This window comes from Brevundimonas sp. UBA2503, from assembly GCF_002341485.1.
GTDB lineage: Bacteria > Pseudomonadota > Alphaproteobacteria > Caulobacterales > Caulobacteraceae > Brevundimonas > Brevundimonas halotolerans.
Window position 1 is genome coordinate 37,072 of record NZ_DDOD01000002.1, and the last position, 15,188, is coordinate 52,259.

The window sequence follows — 15,188 nt, forward strand, 5'->3', positions numbered from 1 at the left end:
CACACCACCATGATCAACGGCCTTTCGGTTCTGGGCTGGGGCGTGGGCGGTATCGAGGCCGAGGCCGCGATGCTGGGCCAGCCGATCCCGATGCTGATCCCGGAAGTGGTGGGCTTCAAGCTGACCGGTCGCCTGCCGGAAGGGGCCACGGCCACCGATCTGGTGCTGACCGTCACCCAGATGCTGCGCAAGCGCGGCGTGGTCGGCAAGTTCGTCGAATTCTTCGGCCCGGGCGTCAACGTCCTGACCATCGAAGACCAGGCCACCATCGCCAACATGGCCCCGGAATATGGCGCGACCTGCGGCTTCTTCCCTGTGTCGCAGGCGACGCTGGATTATCTGACCGCCACGGGGCGCGACAAGGCGCGCGTGGCGCTGGTCAAGGCTTATGCCGAAGCGCAGGGCCTGTGGATCGACGAAAGTTCCGAAGATCCGGTGTTCACCGATGTTCTGGAACTGGACATGGCCGAGGTCGTGCCGTCGCTGGCCGGACCCAAGCGTCCGCAGGACCGGGTCGAACTGACCAATGCTGCCCCGGCCTTCCAGACGGCGCTGGGCGAGGTGTTCAGCCGCGACGCCGACGCGCCGCGCGTCGCCGTCGAGGGTGAAAAATTTGACCTCGGCGACGGCGATGTGGTGATCGCCGCCATCACCAGCTGCACCAATACCTCCAACCCGTCGGTGCTGATCGCCGCCGGTCTGGTGGCCCGCAAGGCCAGGAAGCTGGGCCTGTCGGTCAAGCCGTGGGTGAAGACCTCGCTGGCCCCCGGCTCGCAGGTGGTCACCGACTATCTGACCGCCGCCGGTCTGCAGGACGACCTGAACGCCATGGGCTTCAACCTGGTCGGCTATGGCTGCACCACCTGTATCGGTAACTCGGGTCCGCTGGACCCGGCGATCTCGAAGGCCATCAATGACAATGGTCTGGTCGCCACCTCGGTGCTGTCGGGCAACCGCAATTTCGAGGGCCGCGTGAACCCCGATGTGCAGGCCAACTATCTGGCCAGCCCGCCGCTGGTCGTGGCCTATGCCCTGGCCGGTTCCATGCGCATCGACATCACGAAAGATCCGATCGGCAAGGACAAGAAGGGCAAGGACGTCTTCCTGAAAGACGTCTGGCCGACCAATCAGGAAATCGCCGACATCCAGAGGAAGTCGGTCACCCCGGCCATGTTCGCCAAACGCTATGCCGATGTCTTCAAGGGCGACCGGCACTGGCAGGGTATCGAGACCGCCGGTGGCCAGACCTATGCCTGGGACGACACCTCGACCTATGTGCAGAACCCGCCCTATTTCGACGGCATGACCATGGAGCCGGCGGCCGTCACGGATGTGGTCGAGGCGCGCATCCTGGGCATCTTCGGCGACTCGATCACCACCGACCACATCAGCCCGGCCGGTTCGATCAAGAAGAGCTCGCCCGCCGGGGCCTATCTGACCGATCATGGCGTCGATGCGCTGGACTTCAACTCGTACGGGGCCCGTCGCGGTAACCACGAGGTGATGATGCGCGGCACCTTTGCCAACATCCGCATCCGCAACAAGATCACGCCCGAGATCGAGGGCGGGGTGACCAAACACTTCCCGTCGGGCGACACCATGTCGATCTATGACGCGGCCATGCGCTATCAGTCCGAGGGCCGTCCGCTGGTGGTGTTCGCGGGCAAGGAATACGGCACCGGGTCGTCGCGCGACTGGGCGGCCAAGGGCACGCGCCTGCTGGGCGTCCGCGCCGTCATCGCCGAAAGCTATGAACGCATTCACCGGTCGAACCTGATCGGCATGGGCGTGGTGCCGCTGCAGTTCAAACAGGACGGCTGGACCCGTCTGGGCCTGACGGGCGAGGAGATCGTCACCATTCGCGGCCTGTCGGACGCCAATGTCGGCAAGCTGAAGCCACGTCAGGACCTGTGGGTCGAGCTGTTCCGCGCCGCAGATGGCAAGATGGCCCGCTTCCCGGTGCGCTGCCGCATCGATAATGCCACCGAGCTGGAGTATTTCAGCGCCGGCGGCGTGATGCCCTATGTGCTGCGGAACCTGGCCCGCGACTGACCTTTAGTCTGACCGCGATGGAAAAGGCCGGGGTTCGCTCCGGCCTTTTTCTTTATCCGCCGAACGCTTCGCGGCAGAGCTGGCGGCCGAACGCATCCCCCAGGGCGACGCGGCGGGCGCCGACGTCGTCTCTCCGGTCAGACAGGACCGCCGAGAGGGGGTAGCGCCCAACCACCCGTCCGCGCCGGTCGATCAGGTCGACACTGCCTGAGAGTTGCGCACGCCCATCCTCTCCGATCAAATCCGATCCGCGATCCAGCGCATGGATGAAGACCACAGCCCGCACACCTCGCTCGCCACGCGCGCAGGCCTCCGTCTGGCGACGAAACGCGGGAACGAACGCTTCGGAGAAATCATCCGCCGGGCTGTAGTAACTGCTCTTTACCTCGATCCGGTCGATACGCAGTCCGGTGGCAGTGAGAGGGTCGAGCGCAATATGGGTGTCAGGATCCCAATCCCAGAATTCGGACGTGCATCCGCCCAGAGCCAATGCTGTGACGATACCCGTCAGTCCCGCGTACCGCATCAGTTCGGCGTCGCGTTGTGCGGGCCGGGGCGGCGCGGGTTGCGGGAGAAGGCGGCGTCGCACAGGGCCCGACCGAAGGCCTCGGCCACGATCATCTGGCGGTCACCGAAGATGCCGGCGATGCGGCCCCCGGCGTCGACCTCGACGATCAGCGGGTAGCGACCCACGACCAGATTGTCCCGGCTGGGATCGACCAGTTCGGCCACGGCGCGGACCTGGTGCCGGCCTTCGCCGTTGAGGGCGACCTCCAGACGTCCGGCGCGGTGCACGTCCTCGACGTGAAGCCTGAGGTCGAGCGGCCAGGTGCCGTAGGCGCAGGTGCGCATCTCCTCTCCGACCTCGTCCACGAAGGTGTCGGAGAAATCGTCCTCGACCTGCAGCCAGTCGCTGGACATGTAGATGGTCCCGATCGAGGCGGTCTCGGCCAGGCCGGGCGGCAGGTCGAGCGGGGGGCCGCCCTCGACGACGGGAGCACAGGCGGCGCTGGCCAGAACGGCGAGCACCGAAGCGGAAACAAGGGCGGATCGGATCATTTCAGGAACCGGGGTTATGAAGGGCCTGAACCGCGTCATGACCCGGGATTTCGCCCGGACCTAGGCCGTAGACTCATAAACGCGCAGCCACAGTCGCATCGAGGCGAGTTGGACCATGGCGAGGAAGTTTTCGGCCAGCTTGTCGTAACGGGTTGCAACCCTGCGGAAGTGCTTCAGCTTGGAGAAGAAGCGCTCGATCAGGTTGCGCTCACGGTACAGCCATGTGCTGAAGTACGGTTTTGACCGGCGATTGGCCTTGGGCGGTATATTGGCGAACGCCCCTTTCTCGCGGAGAGATGCGCGGATGCGGTCGGCGTCGTAAGCCTTGTCCGCCAGCACGATTGTTCCTGCGCTGACATGATCGAGTAGATCGTCAGCCGCTTGCCCGTCGTGGCTTTGCCCAGCGGTCAGTCTAAGCCGGATCGGGAGACCTTGCCCGTCGACGACCGCATGGATTTTGGTCGTGAGCCCGCCTCGGGAACGACCGAGACAATGATCTCGATCCCCCTTTTTGCCGTCGCAGCCTGTTGGTGGGCGCGAACGGAAGTGCTGTCGATCATCTGAATGTCGCCGTCATGGGCGGCTGCGATGGTATCCATCATCCGGTCCCAAACGCCAGCCTTCCGCCACCGGATGAAGCGGTTATAGCAGGTAGTGCGCGGGCCATAACGCTCGGGCAGGTCACGCCAAGGCGCACCGGAACGCAGCACCCAGAAAATACCGTTCAGCACGCGCCGATCATCGACGCGCGGCACACCTCTAGGCTTGTTGGGCAGGAGCGGTTCGATCACGCGCCACTCAAAGTCGGTCAGGTCATATCGGCTCATATGGCCGCTGAATCAGAAACCTCAGCAAAAGAAAAGACAGAGCATTCCTGACTGAGATTGGTATGCTGCGACAACACCATGGATCACTCGATGCTGCCCGAACCTCTCAATACAGAACTCGCAAATCTGATGGATGAGTTGCAACGTCCCCCGAGCGGCGACGAACTGGCTGGCGGATGGCAACCGGCGCTAAAAACACGATGGGCAGACTGGTTTGTCGTATTGCGCAACAACCTCGAGGCGGGAGAAGAAACGCCTCCAGGGTGGGGTATTCTGCGAGCGATGGACTTCGATGGTGTATCAGATACCCCGCTGGCAAAGCGCGCAAGTCGGATTGGACGCCTCGTCGACGAATGGAAAAGCGCGAGGTAGCAGACCCATCAGTTTATGAGTTCACGGCCTAGTGTATTTTCAGCAATGAAACCGGTCGCTGAGCCCCGGAAGTCAGTCCAGTTTCAGGGCCTCGGCCAGCAGGCGGGCTTCGGCGGCGCGGCTGGAGCCGGTACGCCAGGCCACGACGATTTCGCGCGTCGGGGCGTCGGCGCTGATGGGGCGGACGACCACGCCCGGGTCATCGGCAAGACCGGCGCGCACGGCCATCTGGGGCAGGAAGCTGACCCCGAGGCCGGATGAGACCATCTGCACCAGCGTATGCAGGGAGGTCGCGGCGAAGACGTCCTCGCCGCGGGGGGCCTCGATATCGAACGCGGCGAGCGCCTGGTCGCGCAGGCAGTGGCCGTCTTCCAGCAGGATCAGGTCATCGGCGCGGAGCGACCCGGGCGGGATCGGCCCGGTGCCCGCCAACCGGTGGCCGATGGGGGCGGCGGCGAGGATCTCGTCATCGCCGATCCGGGCGTGGTCGATGCCAGGGGCATTATAGGGCAGGGCGATGACGGCAGCATCCAGCTGTCCCGCCTTCAGACCGGCGACCAGACGTGGGGTCAGGTCCTCGCGGATGAACAGGCGCAGGGCCGGATAGGCGACCTTCAACCCCGGCAGCTTGGCGGGCAGCAGGAAGGGGGCGACGGTCGGGATGAGCCCGAGACGGAACCGGCCGGACAGGGGCTTGCCCGCATTGCGCGCGGCCTCGACCAGATCCTCGGTGCGGGCCAGGACATCTTCGGCCCGGCGCACCGCCTCGGAGCCGACGGCGGTCAGCTGGACCCGGCCCCGGGTGCGTTCGACGACGGCCGCGCCCAGGATACGCTCCAGCTCCTGCACACCCGAGCTGAGCGCCGGCTGGCTGACGTGGGCGGCCTCGGCGGCACGGCTGAAGGAGCCGTGCTCGGCGAGGAGTTTGAGATATTGCAGCTGGCGCAGGGTGGGCAGCACGCGGAACACTCCGGGGGAACGGGACGTTCAGTGTACGCCTTCGCATAAGCGAAATCTATTCGCGGATGCGAAAGGATTGATTTGACTTCCGGGACCGCAGCCCCCAAGTCCCCGCCATGCGGTCGGCTCCCCCCGGCCCGTGACATTCTTTCATCCCAGACCCAAGGAGAGCCCATGCTCGGCGTCGGCGAAAAACTGCCTGCATTCAAGATCATCGGCGTGAAGCCCGGCTTCAACAGCCACGAAGAGAACGGCGTCTCGGCCTTTGAGCCGATCACCGAGACCAGCTTTGAAGGCAAGTGGAAGGTCATCTTCTTCTATCCGAAGGACTTCACCTTCGTCTGCCCGACTGAAATCGCCGAATTCGCCTCGCTGGCCCGCGATTTCGAGGACCGCGACACCGTCGTGCTCGGCGGCTCGACCGACAATGAGTTCGTCAAGCTGGCCTGGCGCCGCGACCACTCGGACCTGAACAAGCTGCCGATCTGGCAGTTTGCCGACAACGGCGGCAAGTTCGCCCGCGAGCTGGGCATTCTGAACGAGGAAGAGGGCGTCGCCCTGCGCGCCACCTTCGTCGTCGATCCGCACAATGTCGTCCAGCACGTCTATGTGACCAATCTGAACGTGGGTCGCGCCCCGGCCGACACCCTGCGTGTCGTCGATGCCCTGCAGACCGACGAACTGTGCGCCTGCAACCGCCCCGTCGGCGGCGAGACGCTCGCCGCGTAAGGCGGCGACCTGAGATGTGGAAGGCGGCGTTACATGATCGCCGCCTTCCGCGCTCGCTTCCTTTTTTGGGCGCTATGCTCGGCTCGCGGAGCCTCGCGACTTGAGCGCGGTCGCGCCCGAACTATCAATGTCCATATGCGGCTCAAGCAGCGAGCGACCGCGTCGCGAGCGGTAGCCGCTTCCCGAAGGGAAACCTCAAAAATGTCCCTCGATGCCCTGCGCGATCTGATCCCGGCCTATGCCAGGGATATCTCGTTGAACCTCAGCTCGCTGGCCAGCGAGACGGTGCTGAATGACCAGCAGAAGTGGGGCTGTTTCCTGGCCTCGGCCCATGCGGTCGCGACCGTGCCCGTGGTCCGCGCCATCGAGGCCGCGGCGGCCGACAAGCTGTCGCCCGAGGCCCTGAATGCGGCCCGCGCAGCGGCCGCCATCATGGGCATGAACAACATCTACTACCGGTCCCTGCACCTGATGAAGAACAGGGAATACGGGACCCTGCCCGCGCGACTTCGCATGAACGTCATCGCCAATCCGGGCGTCGACAAGATGGACTTCGAGCTGTGGTGCACGGCGGTGTCGGCTATCAACGGCTGCGGCGCCTGTATTGATGCCCACGAGGCGCCCTTGCGCCAGCACGGCTTTACCGCGCCCCAGGTCCAGGCCGCCCTGCGCATCGGCGCCGTGGTGCACGCCGCGAGCCGCGCGGTTGCCTCGGCCGAAGCGCTGAACGCCTGATCAGAGGGCGGCGGCGCGGGCGTCCATGTGGGCGATCCAGCGCGCAAAGCCGCCGCCGATCACGCCATCGACAAGCTCAGCCAGGGCACCGACGCCCGGGCCCTCTACAATAAAGGTCCAGGTCGGCGTGACCACGCCGCCGACCAGCGGGTAGGTGACGATCAGATCGGCCCGGGTCGCCATGTCGCGCAGAGGGCCGAACGGGGCGTGAAAACGGATCTCGCCCAATACGATTGAAACTGTTCTTCCGTGGTCGAACTGCGTGCCGTCGGGCATGGCCTCGCACCAGCATCCGCCGGGTGCCAGATTCAGACTGAGGTTGGCGGCACTGCCGGTGTAGCTGTGGGCCGGGTCCCACCACAGCCCTACCTCTGAGAACGCATCCGCCACTCCGGCAGTGCCGAGGCGGGTCTGGCCCTCGAACTTCAGGGTGAAGGCATTCTCGCTCCGCGAGACCACCTCGGCGGAAGCCGGGGCTGTCGTAAGGCCAAGGCCGATCAAGGCCACGGCAACAAGGGACATCAGCAATCGCATGGTCGTTCCTCCTGCACTCAGCCAAGCCCTGACCAGTCCAGCGGTCAAGCCTTCTCGAAGGTCAGGGGTTCGCCCCAGAAGCGTTCGACGCGTTCGCTCTGACCGCCGGGAGAGCCGGTCGTGAGGAACCTCAGCCGCCCCTGATCACCCAGCGCATATTCCGGATGGCGGGCGAAATAGCGGTCCAGCGCATCGGCGACGGCATCGGGCTGGCCGATGACGGGCGTGCCTTCGGGCAGGGCCTCGGCAAACAGGTGCGCGACAATGCCATAGTGGGTGCAGCCGAGGATGACCTTGTCCGGCCAGCGCCCGATGCGGCGCCGCAGGGCATCGACGTGATCGCGCACCGTGGTCCGCAGTGCATCCTCGTCGACACCCGCCTCGATCTGGCCCGCCAGACCGGGACAGGGTTCGGTGAAGACGGCCAGGTCCTCGCGCCGCTTGTCGATCTCGATCTCATAGACGCGGCTGTGGGCCGTGGCCTGGGTGCAGAACAGGCCCAGCACCTCGACCGCCGACTTGCGCTCGTCGCGGAACCGGTCGTCGGTCTCGCGGGCATAGGTCCACGGCAGGCCGGTCGCGGCCTCTATGGTCGGGACGATGATGCCCAGCACATTGACGGGCCGGCCGAAGGTTCGCGCGGCCTCTGGCACCCAGGTCTGCTGCAGGCGGCGCAGGGCGATGGCGGACGCCGTATTGCAGGCCAGAACCACGACAGACGCCCCCTCGGCGAACAGTCGCTCGCAGCCCGCGCGAGTCAGATCGACGATCTCCTCACCCTTCAGCCCCCCGTAGGGCGCGTGTTTCTGGTCGGCCAGATAGAGGAAATTCCGGCCGGGAAACCGGCGGGTCAGGGTGCGGTGGATCGTCAGGCCGCCCACCCCGGAATCAAACACACCAATGGCCATCAGGGCCCCTTCATCACGCGCGGGACGGGCCGGACCCGCCGTCATCCCTCATGCCCGGCGTGCCGGACCTGTGGCAAGCCCCGGAGCGGAAGGTCGCATCGGCCCGTCATCACAGTCGGTTCAGGTGACGGCGGGCGCGCCATGGCCTAAGCTGCGCTCCAACATCATCAAGGGAGCCATTTTTCATGGACAGACGCCAGCTTCTCGCCGCAGGGGGCAGCCTTTTTGCCCTCACCGGCTGCGCCAATATGGGTATGGGCATGGGCGGCGGATCGCCCGCCGGCCTGAGCCCCGAGGCCCTCGCCCGCGATGCGGAGATCGCGCGCGCCGTCCTGCCGCAACAGACCCCACGCGCCGAACTGCTGCAGAAGTGGACCGGCCCCTATGAAGGCGTGCCGCCCTGGCCGTCGGTGACCGCCGACAAGCTGAAGGTCGCCATTGTCGAGGGCATCGAGCTGCAGCGGGCCGAGGTCAACGCCATCGCCGACAACCCCGAGCCGCCGACCTTTGCCAACACCATGGTCGCCATGCAGATGGCCGGAGAGCCGCTGGGCCGTGCGCTCAGCCTGTTCGGGGTGATGAGCTCCAACATCGGCTCGCCCGACTATCAGGCCGTCCAGCGCGAGGTGTCGCCGCTGCTGTCGGCCGCCAGCGACGAGACGACCTTCAACGCCAGACTGTTTGCTCGCATCAAGGCCGTGGCCGACGGCGCCCGTGCCGCGGGCCTGACGCCCGAACAGACCCGCATCGCCGAGCGCAGCCGCGACAGCTTTACCCGTAACGGCGCCGCGCTGGATGCCGCCGGCAAGGCCGAGCTGGGCCGCATCAACTCGGCCCTGTCCAGCGCCTTCACCCGCTTTGGCCAGGCCGTGGTGGCCGACGAGAACACCTGGACCGTCCTGACCGACGAATCCCAGACCGCCGGACTGCCCGCGTCGAACAAGGCCGCAGCCGCAGCCGCCGCGCGTGACCGCGATCTGGAAGGCTGGGCGATCGTCAACACGCGCTCCAGCGTCGATCCCTATCTGAGCTTTGCCGACGACCGGGCCATGCGCGAGCAGGTCTGGCGCAAGTTCGTCAATCGCGGTGACAACGGCGGCGCCAACGACACCAATGCCACCATCGCCGAGATCGTGAAGCTGAGGGCCGAGCGCGCCCGCCTGCTGGGCTATGCCCACCATGCCGAATGGCGGATGCAGGACACCATGGCCAAGACCCCCGAGGCCGCCATGGACCTGATGATGCGGGTCTGGGAACCGGCCAAGGCGCGTGTCACCGAAGAGGTCGCCGACATGCGCGCCATCGCCGGTCACGACATCGAGCCGTGGGATTATCTGTACTATGCCGAGAAGGTCCGGAAGCAGAAATACGACCTCGATCAGAATGAGCTGAAGCCCTATTTCGAACTGAACGCGGTCAAGCGCGGTGCCTTCTACATGGCCGAGCGGCTGTACGGGTACACCTTCACCCCCGTGCCCGCCGGATCGGTGCCGGTCTTCCACCCCGACGTCGAGGTGTTCGAGGTCAAGGACAAGGCTTCGGGCCGGCACATCGGCCTGTTCTATTCCGACGACTTTGCCCGCCCGGGCAAGCGGTCGGGCGCCTGGATGACCAGCTATCGTCTGGGCTGGGCCTATGACGGGGGTGGCAACCAGCTGGTCTCGAACAACAACAACTTCATCAAGGCCGAGGCCGGCCAGCCGCTGCTGATCTCGCTGGACGATGCCGAGACCCTGTTCCACGAGTTCGGCCACGCCCTGCACTATCTGTCGTACAAGGTGACCTACCCGTCGCTGGGCGGCACTCCGCGTGACTATGTGGAGTATCCGTCGCAGGTCCACGAGCACTGGGTGCTGTCGCGCCCGATCCTTGACGGCTTCATGAAGCATGTCGAAACGGGTCAGCCCATGCCCCAGGAACTGGTCGACAAGATCGAGGCGGCGTCCACCTTCAACCAGGGCTATGCCACGGTCAGCTATCTGTCGTCGGCCCTGGTCGACATGGACCTGCACACCCGCGCCACCCCGCCGACCGACATCGATGCCTTCGAGCGGGAAAGCCTGGCGCGCTATGGCATGCCGGACGAGATTGTGATGCGGCACCGCCTGCCGCAGTTCAATCACCTGTTCACCTCGGACGCCTATTCGGCGGGCTATTACTCCTACCTCTGGTCGGAAGTGATGGACGCCGACACCTGGGCCTATTTCGAGCAGTCGGGTGACGTCTTCAATCCGGAAATCGCCAGCAAGTACAAGGCGATCATTCTGGCTGAAGGCAACACCACCGACCGGGGCGAGGCCTATCGCCGCTTCCGGGGTCGCGATCCGGACGTTGCCGCCCTGCTGCGCGTTCGCGGTTTTCCGGTGAACTAGACACTGACGCTAGCGCTCGCTGCTTGAGCGATGGAACGGGGCCGGGGGAGCGATCCTCCGGCCCTTTTTCTGTCAGCCGCTGTTCCGGAGCCCGGCGGCAATGCCGTTCAGGGCGACAAGGATGCCCTCGCGCACGGCGGGGTCGTCGTCCCCGGCGCGGCGGCGGCGGATCAGTTCGACCTGCACATGGTTGAGCGGCTCGATATAGGGCAGGCGCAGCTGGATCAGGCGCGCCAGTTCGGGCTGTCGTTCCAGCAGACTGGACTGGCCGGTCAGGCGCATGACGGCGTCATGGGTCAACTGCCATTCGGCGGCGATCCGCCCGTGGATATCATCGGCCAGCGCGCGGTCCGGCACGAGGCTGGCATAGCGGCGGGCTACGGCCATGTCCGACTTGGCCATGACCATTTCCATGTTCTGGATCAGGGTGGCGAGGAAGGGCCAGTCCCCGACCAGCCCCTTCAGCGTGTCGACCTCGGCGGCGTCGAGAGTGGCCAGCGCCGAGCCGAAGCCGTACCAGCCGGGCAGCATGACCCGCGACTGGCTCCAGCTGAACACCCAGGGAATGGCCCGCAGGTCCTCGATCCGCGTCGATGAACTGCGCGAGGCCGGGCGCGAGCCGATCTTGAGCTCGGACAGTTCCGAAATGGGCGTTGCTGCGCGGAAATAGTCGATGAAGCCCTCGGTCTCATAGACGAGGGCGCGATACGCCTGCATCGACGCCTCGCTGAGGCGGGAGATCAGACCGCCGTGGCGTTCGGCCGGACCTTCCCCGCTTTCCTTCCGCAACGACGCCAGCACCACGCCGCTGGTCAGGGCATCGAGGTTGCGCCGGGCCACACCGGGTTCGCCGTATTTGTTGGCGATGACCTCGCCCTGTTCGGTGACGCGGATGCGGCCCTCGACCGTGCCGCGCGGCTGGGCCACGACCCCGGCAAAGCTGGAGCCACCGCCCCGGCCGACCGCCCCGCCCCGACCGTGGAACAGCTGCAGGCCCACGCCCGCCTCGCGCGCGACATCGCGCAGCGCCCGCGAGGCGTGGTTCAGCTCCCAGGTCGAGGTGAGATAGGAGCCGTCCTTGTTGGAGTCAGAGTAGCCGATCATCACCTCCTGCACCCCGCGTGCGCGGGCCAGCGCCAGCGGCGCGGGCTCGGCCATCAGGGCCTTGAGGGTGGCGGGGGCCGCCTGCAGGTCGGTGATGGTCTCGAACAGGGGCACAGCTTGGATGGGGCAGACCTCCGGCGTCGCCGGGTCGAACAGGCCGACCTCCTTCAGCACCAGATAGACCTCGAGCAGGTCAGACGGGCTTTCGGTCTTGGAGACGATATAGGTCCGGATAGCATCCGGGCCGAAGGTCGCGATGGCGCGCGCGGCCGCCATCAGGATGGCGCGTTCCTTGAGCGTCTCGTCGGCATAGTCGCCGGCCCCCGGCACGAACAGCGGGCGGCGGCTGGCCAATTCGGCGCGCAGCAGGGCCATGCGCCCGGCCTCGTCGCGCGTGTCATAGTCATCGGCGACCCCTGCGACGCGGAACAGGTCGGCGACGACCCGCTCGTGCACATCGGCGTTCTGGCGCATGTCGATCACGGCCAGATGGAACCCGAAGGCCTCAACCCGGTCGATCAGACGCGACAGGGCATCATCGGTGAAGGCCCGGGCATCGGCGGTCTGCAGGGCGTCGCGGAGCACTTTCAGATCGGCGATGAAGGGTTCGGGCCGCCCATAGGGATCAGCAGCAAAGCCAGCGGGACGCGGTGGGGGTGTGCCGACCTTGGCCTGATAGTCCGCGGCCAGTCGCGCATAGATCTGGGTCAGCGCCCGGCGGAAGGGTTCGCCCTTGCGGTGGGGCGAGGTGTCGCCCGAGGCGTCCGACAGGGCGGTCAGTTCGGGGGTGGGCTCGACCAGTTCCTCGGACAGGCTGAGCTCCGCCCCCAGCGCATGAACCGAGTCGAGACAGGCCCCCAGCGCCGCCCGCGTCTGGGTGCGGAAGGCCGCGTCCATGACGGAGGCGTCGACATTGGGATTGCCGTCGCGGTCGCCACCGACCCAGCTGCCGACCGTCATGAAAGGCTTGAGCTGCGGCGCGTCCAGCCGCTTGCGCCAGGCGTTCAGGTGTTCCGGTATGGCCTCCAGGAACACCTGTTCCAGAAAGGAGACGACGGTGTCGATCTCGTCCTGCACCACGAGGCCCGAGGTGCGGACCAGGCGCGTGGCCCACAGCAGGAAGACCTGACGCCGCAGGGCCGGACTGGGCCCCTGCCCCTCGCCGCGCCCATCCAGCAGGGCCGACAAGGCCGCGATCCGGTCCAGCACGCTCTTGCGCCGAACCTCGGACGGGTGGGCCGTCAGCACCGGTGAGATCAGGCCCCGGGCGAGGATATCGACCACCGCCTTGCGGTCCGCGCCGCCGCCCGACAGCCAGGCCAGCGCCGCCTCGGGCGTGTCCGGGCGATCGTCGGTCGCGGCGCCCTGGCCCTCCGCCTCGCGGGCACGCCGGCGGGCCTCCCGATCCTCGGCGACATTGGCCAGCAGGGAAAAGACCGCAAAGCCATGGGTCAGGCCCACCGCCTGCTCCGAGCTGAGCCCGGCCAGCAGGCGTTCCAGCTCGGACACGTCGCGGGTATCGGCGCCGTCGCGGTGATAGGCGACCGAGGCGCGACGGACCGCCTCGATCCGGTCATACAGATCCTGACCCCCCGCCTCGCGGATGACGTCGCCCAGCACACTGCCCAGCAGGCGGACCTCTTCGCGCAGGCGGTCGGGGGGCGCGGTCTCGGCGGGCAGGGTGTCGGTCATGAGGGCTCCTTGAAGATCAACGATAGGCGTCCCGGGCCCATCAAGGACAGGCGGCACGCCCCTGCGTAACGGAATTTGTCCGGTTCCGTGCCCCCGGCGCGCCCCGGATTGGTGCCCGGCTTGCCCTTTTGGAGCTTTTCCGCCATACACCGCCGCTTCCGGCGCTTGTCATCCTTGCGTCTCCACCCGCACGACCCCTCCCGCTGGCGAGGACGAGGCGGGCGAGCCCCCTCTGCCGACGTGATCGTCGCCAGAGGCGTAGTCTCATGGAGCGAGGGATGGATCGGCGCCTTGACCGAGGAATCGAATGTTCGAGGCTCTGAACGAGCGACTGACAGGCGTCTTTGACCGGATCACCGGTCGCGGCGCCCTGTCCGAAAAGGACATTGCCGAGGCGATGCGCGAAGTGCGCGTGGCCCTGCTGGAGGCCGACGTCGCCCTGCCGGTGGTCAAGGACTTCATCGCCTTCGCCAGCGAAAAGGCCAAGGGCGAAGAGGTTATCCGGTCCGTCAAGCCGGCCGATCAGGTGGTCAAGATCGTCTATGACGGCCTGATCGAAATGCTGGGCGGCGAAGAGCCCGTCGGCATCAATCTGAACGCCACCCCGCCCGCCGTGATCCTGATGGCCGGCCTGCAGGGCTCGGGCAAGACCACCAGCTCGGCCAAGCTGGCGCTGCGTCTGACCAAGTTTGATCGCAAGAAGGTCATGATGGCCTCGCTGGACACGCGTCGTCCGGCCGCCATGGAACAGCTGGCCAAGCTGGGGGAACAGATCGAGGTCGCGACCCTGCCGATCGTGGTGGGCGAGAGCGCCGTCCAGATCACCCGCCGGGCCCTGCAATCGGCGAAGCTGCAGGGCTTTGACGTCCTGATCCTCGACACCGCCGGTCGCATCACCCTGGACGAGGGGCTGATGAATGAGGTGGCCGAGGTCGCGGCGGTCTCGAAGCCCGTCGAGACCCTGCTGGTCGCCGACAGCCTGACGGGTCAGGATGCGGTGCGCACGGCCAAGGCCTTCCACGAGCGGCTGCCGCTGACCGGTCTGGTGCTGACCCGCGCCGACGGCGACGGGCGCGGCGGGGCCATGCTGTCGATGCGGGCCGTCACCGGCCTGCCGATCAAATACATCGGTGCGGGCGAAAAGGTCGACGCGCTGGACGTGTTCGATGCCCGCCGGGTCGCCGGTCGCATTCTCGGACAGGGCGATATCGTCGCCCTGGTCGAAAAGGCCAGTCAGGACCTCGACCAGTCCAAGGCCGAGGCCATGGCCAAAAAGCTGGCCAAGGGCAAGTTCGACCTGGACGACCTCGCGGCTCAGCTGCAGCAGATGAAGAAGATGGGCGGCCTTCAAGGCATCATGGGCATGCTGCCCGGCGTAGCCAAGATGAAGGCCCAGATGGCCGACACCGGCGTCGATGACCGGATGATCGCCCGCCAGGAAGCCATCCTCAGCTCGATGACGAAAACCGAGCGCAAGAAGCCGGACCTGCTGAACGCCAGCCGCAAGAAGCGCATCGCCGCCGGCGCCGGCGTCGAGGTCCAGGACATCAACCGCCTTTTGAAACAGCACCGCCAGATGGCCGACATGGTCAAGTCACTGGCGCGCGGCGGTCCCAGGAAGATGCAGCAGATGGCCGCCATGATGGGTGGTCTCGGCGGCGGACCCGGCCAGCCTGACATGGCCCGGCTGAAGGCCATGGGCGGCGGCAAGATGCCGGAACCCTCGGCTGATGAAATGAAGGCCATCCAGGACCGGCTGTCCGGTCTGGGTGGTGGCATGCCCCCCGGTGGACTGCCCGGCCTGCCCGGTCTGCCCACCAAGAAATCCTGACCCCTTTTCCCTA

Annotated in this window: 13 protein-coding genes; 6 read left to right on the forward strand and 7 right to left on the reverse strand. The window is 66.4% G+C overall.

All coding sequences use genetic code 11. The annotated features are described in order from the left end of the window. The coding region (acnA, locus tag B4K74_RS00380; protein WP_286691277.1) for an aconitate hydratase AcnA at nt 1-2,052 on the forward strand (2,052 nt) is incomplete at its 5' end. Nucleotides 2,053-2,104: 52 nt separating this feature from the next. On the opposite strand, the gene B4K74_RS00385 is transcribed toward acnA, so the two are convergent. From B4K74_RS00385 to B4K74_RS00395, 3 genes are all read right to left on the reverse strand, one after another. Beyond that, entirely contained in the window at nt 2,105-2,578 is a 474-nt protein-coding gene (locus B4K74_RS00385; protein WP_286691278.1) for a hypothetical protein, read from the reverse strand. Continuing rightward, nucleotides 2,578-3,111, reverse strand: coding sequence for a hypothetical protein (locus tag B4K74_RS00390; protein WP_123286270.1), 534 nt, complete (start codon nt 3,109-3,111; stop codon nt 2,578-2,580). The genes B4K74_RS00385 and B4K74_RS00390 overlap by 1 nt, the downstream gene beginning before the upstream one ends. A 60-nt stretch (nt 3,112-3,171) precedes the next feature. Further along, nucleotides 3,172-3,938, reverse strand: a protein-coding gene (locus tag B4K74_RS00395; protein ID WP_123286916.1) for an IS5 family transposase whose coding sequence is annotated in 2 segments (ribosomal slippage) — nt 3,172-3,626 and nt 3,626-3,938 — 768 coding nt in all. Because the reading frame shifts where the segments join, the coding sequence is not laid out codon by codon here. 90 nt (nt 3,939-4,028) lie between these two features. Here B4K74_RS00395 and B4K74_RS00400 point away from each other — a divergent pair. Next, the gene (locus B4K74_RS00400; RefSeq protein ID WP_164461895.1) at nt 4,029-4,310 is read left to right on the forward strand and encodes a hypothetical protein; all 282 of its coding nucleotides are present in this window, start codon (nt 4,029-4,031) and stop codon (nt 4,308-4,310) included. 72 nt (nt 4,311-4,382) lie between these two features. Here B4K74_RS00400 and B4K74_RS00405 read toward each other — a convergent pair whose 3' ends face one another. Further along, the gene (locus B4K74_RS00405) at nt 4,383-5,270 is read right to left on the reverse strand and encodes a hydrogen peroxide-inducible genes activator (protein WP_286691279.1); all 888 of its coding nucleotides are present in this window, start codon (nt 5,268-5,270) and stop codon (nt 4,383-4,385) included. A gap of 174 nt (nt 5,271-5,444) precedes the next feature. On the opposite strand from B4K74_RS00405, the gene B4K74_RS00410 reads away from it, so the two are divergent. Both B4K74_RS00410 and B4K74_RS00415 read left to right on the forward strand, forming a co-directional pair. Beyond that, complete coding sequence (locus tag B4K74_RS00410; protein WP_123286223.1) at nt 5,445-5,999, forward strand: peroxiredoxin; 555 nt, start codon at nt 5,445-5,447, stop codon at nt 5,997-5,999. 201 nt (nt 6,000-6,200) lie between these two features. Further along, nucleotides 6,201-6,734: a carboxymuconolactone decarboxylase family protein gene (locus B4K74_RS00415; RefSeq protein ID WP_286691280.1), complete on the forward strand. Its 534-nt coding sequence runs from the start codon at nt 6,201-6,203 to the stop codon at nt 6,732-6,734. Here the strand turns inward: B4K74_RS00415 and B4K74_RS00420 are convergent, their stop codons facing one another. Further along, entirely contained in the window at nt 6,735-7,268 is a 534-nt protein-coding gene (locus B4K74_RS00420; protein ID WP_286691281.1) for a hypothetical protein, read from the reverse strand. A gap of 44 nt (nt 7,269-7,312) precedes the next feature. Then, entirely contained in the window at nt 7,313-8,176 is an 864-nt protein-coding gene (locus tag B4K74_RS00425; RefSeq protein WP_123286228.1) for a glutamate racemase, read from the reverse strand. Between the two features lie 185 nt (nt 8,177-8,361). Here B4K74_RS00425 and B4K74_RS00430 point away from each other — a divergent pair, with 185 nt between their 5' ends. After that, nucleotides 8,362-10,548 carry a M3 family metallopeptidase gene (locus B4K74_RS00430; protein ID WP_286691282.1) on the forward strand — a complete coding sequence of 729 codons (2,187 nt, stop codon included), beginning with the start codon at nt 8,362-8,364 and terminating at the stop codon, nt 10,546-10,548. A 72-nt stretch (nt 10,549-10,620) separates the two neighbouring features. On the opposite strand, the gene ppc is transcribed toward B4K74_RS00430, so the two are convergent. After that, a complete protein-coding gene (ppc, locus tag B4K74_RS00435) occupies nt 10,621-13,344 on the reverse strand; it encodes a phosphoenolpyruvate carboxylase (protein WP_286691283.1) in 2,724 nt (907 codons plus the stop codon). 307 nt (nt 13,345-13,651) lie between these two features. Here ppc and ffh point away from each other — a divergent pair, with 307 nt between their 5' ends. Beyond that, nucleotides 13,652-15,175 (forward strand): signal recognition particle protein, encoded by a 1,524-nt coding sequence (gene ffh / locus B4K74_RS00440; RefSeq protein WP_123286219.1) that lies wholly within the window; start codon nt 13,652-13,654, stop codon nt 15,173-15,175. Nucleotides 15,176-15,188 lie beyond the last annotated feature (13 nt).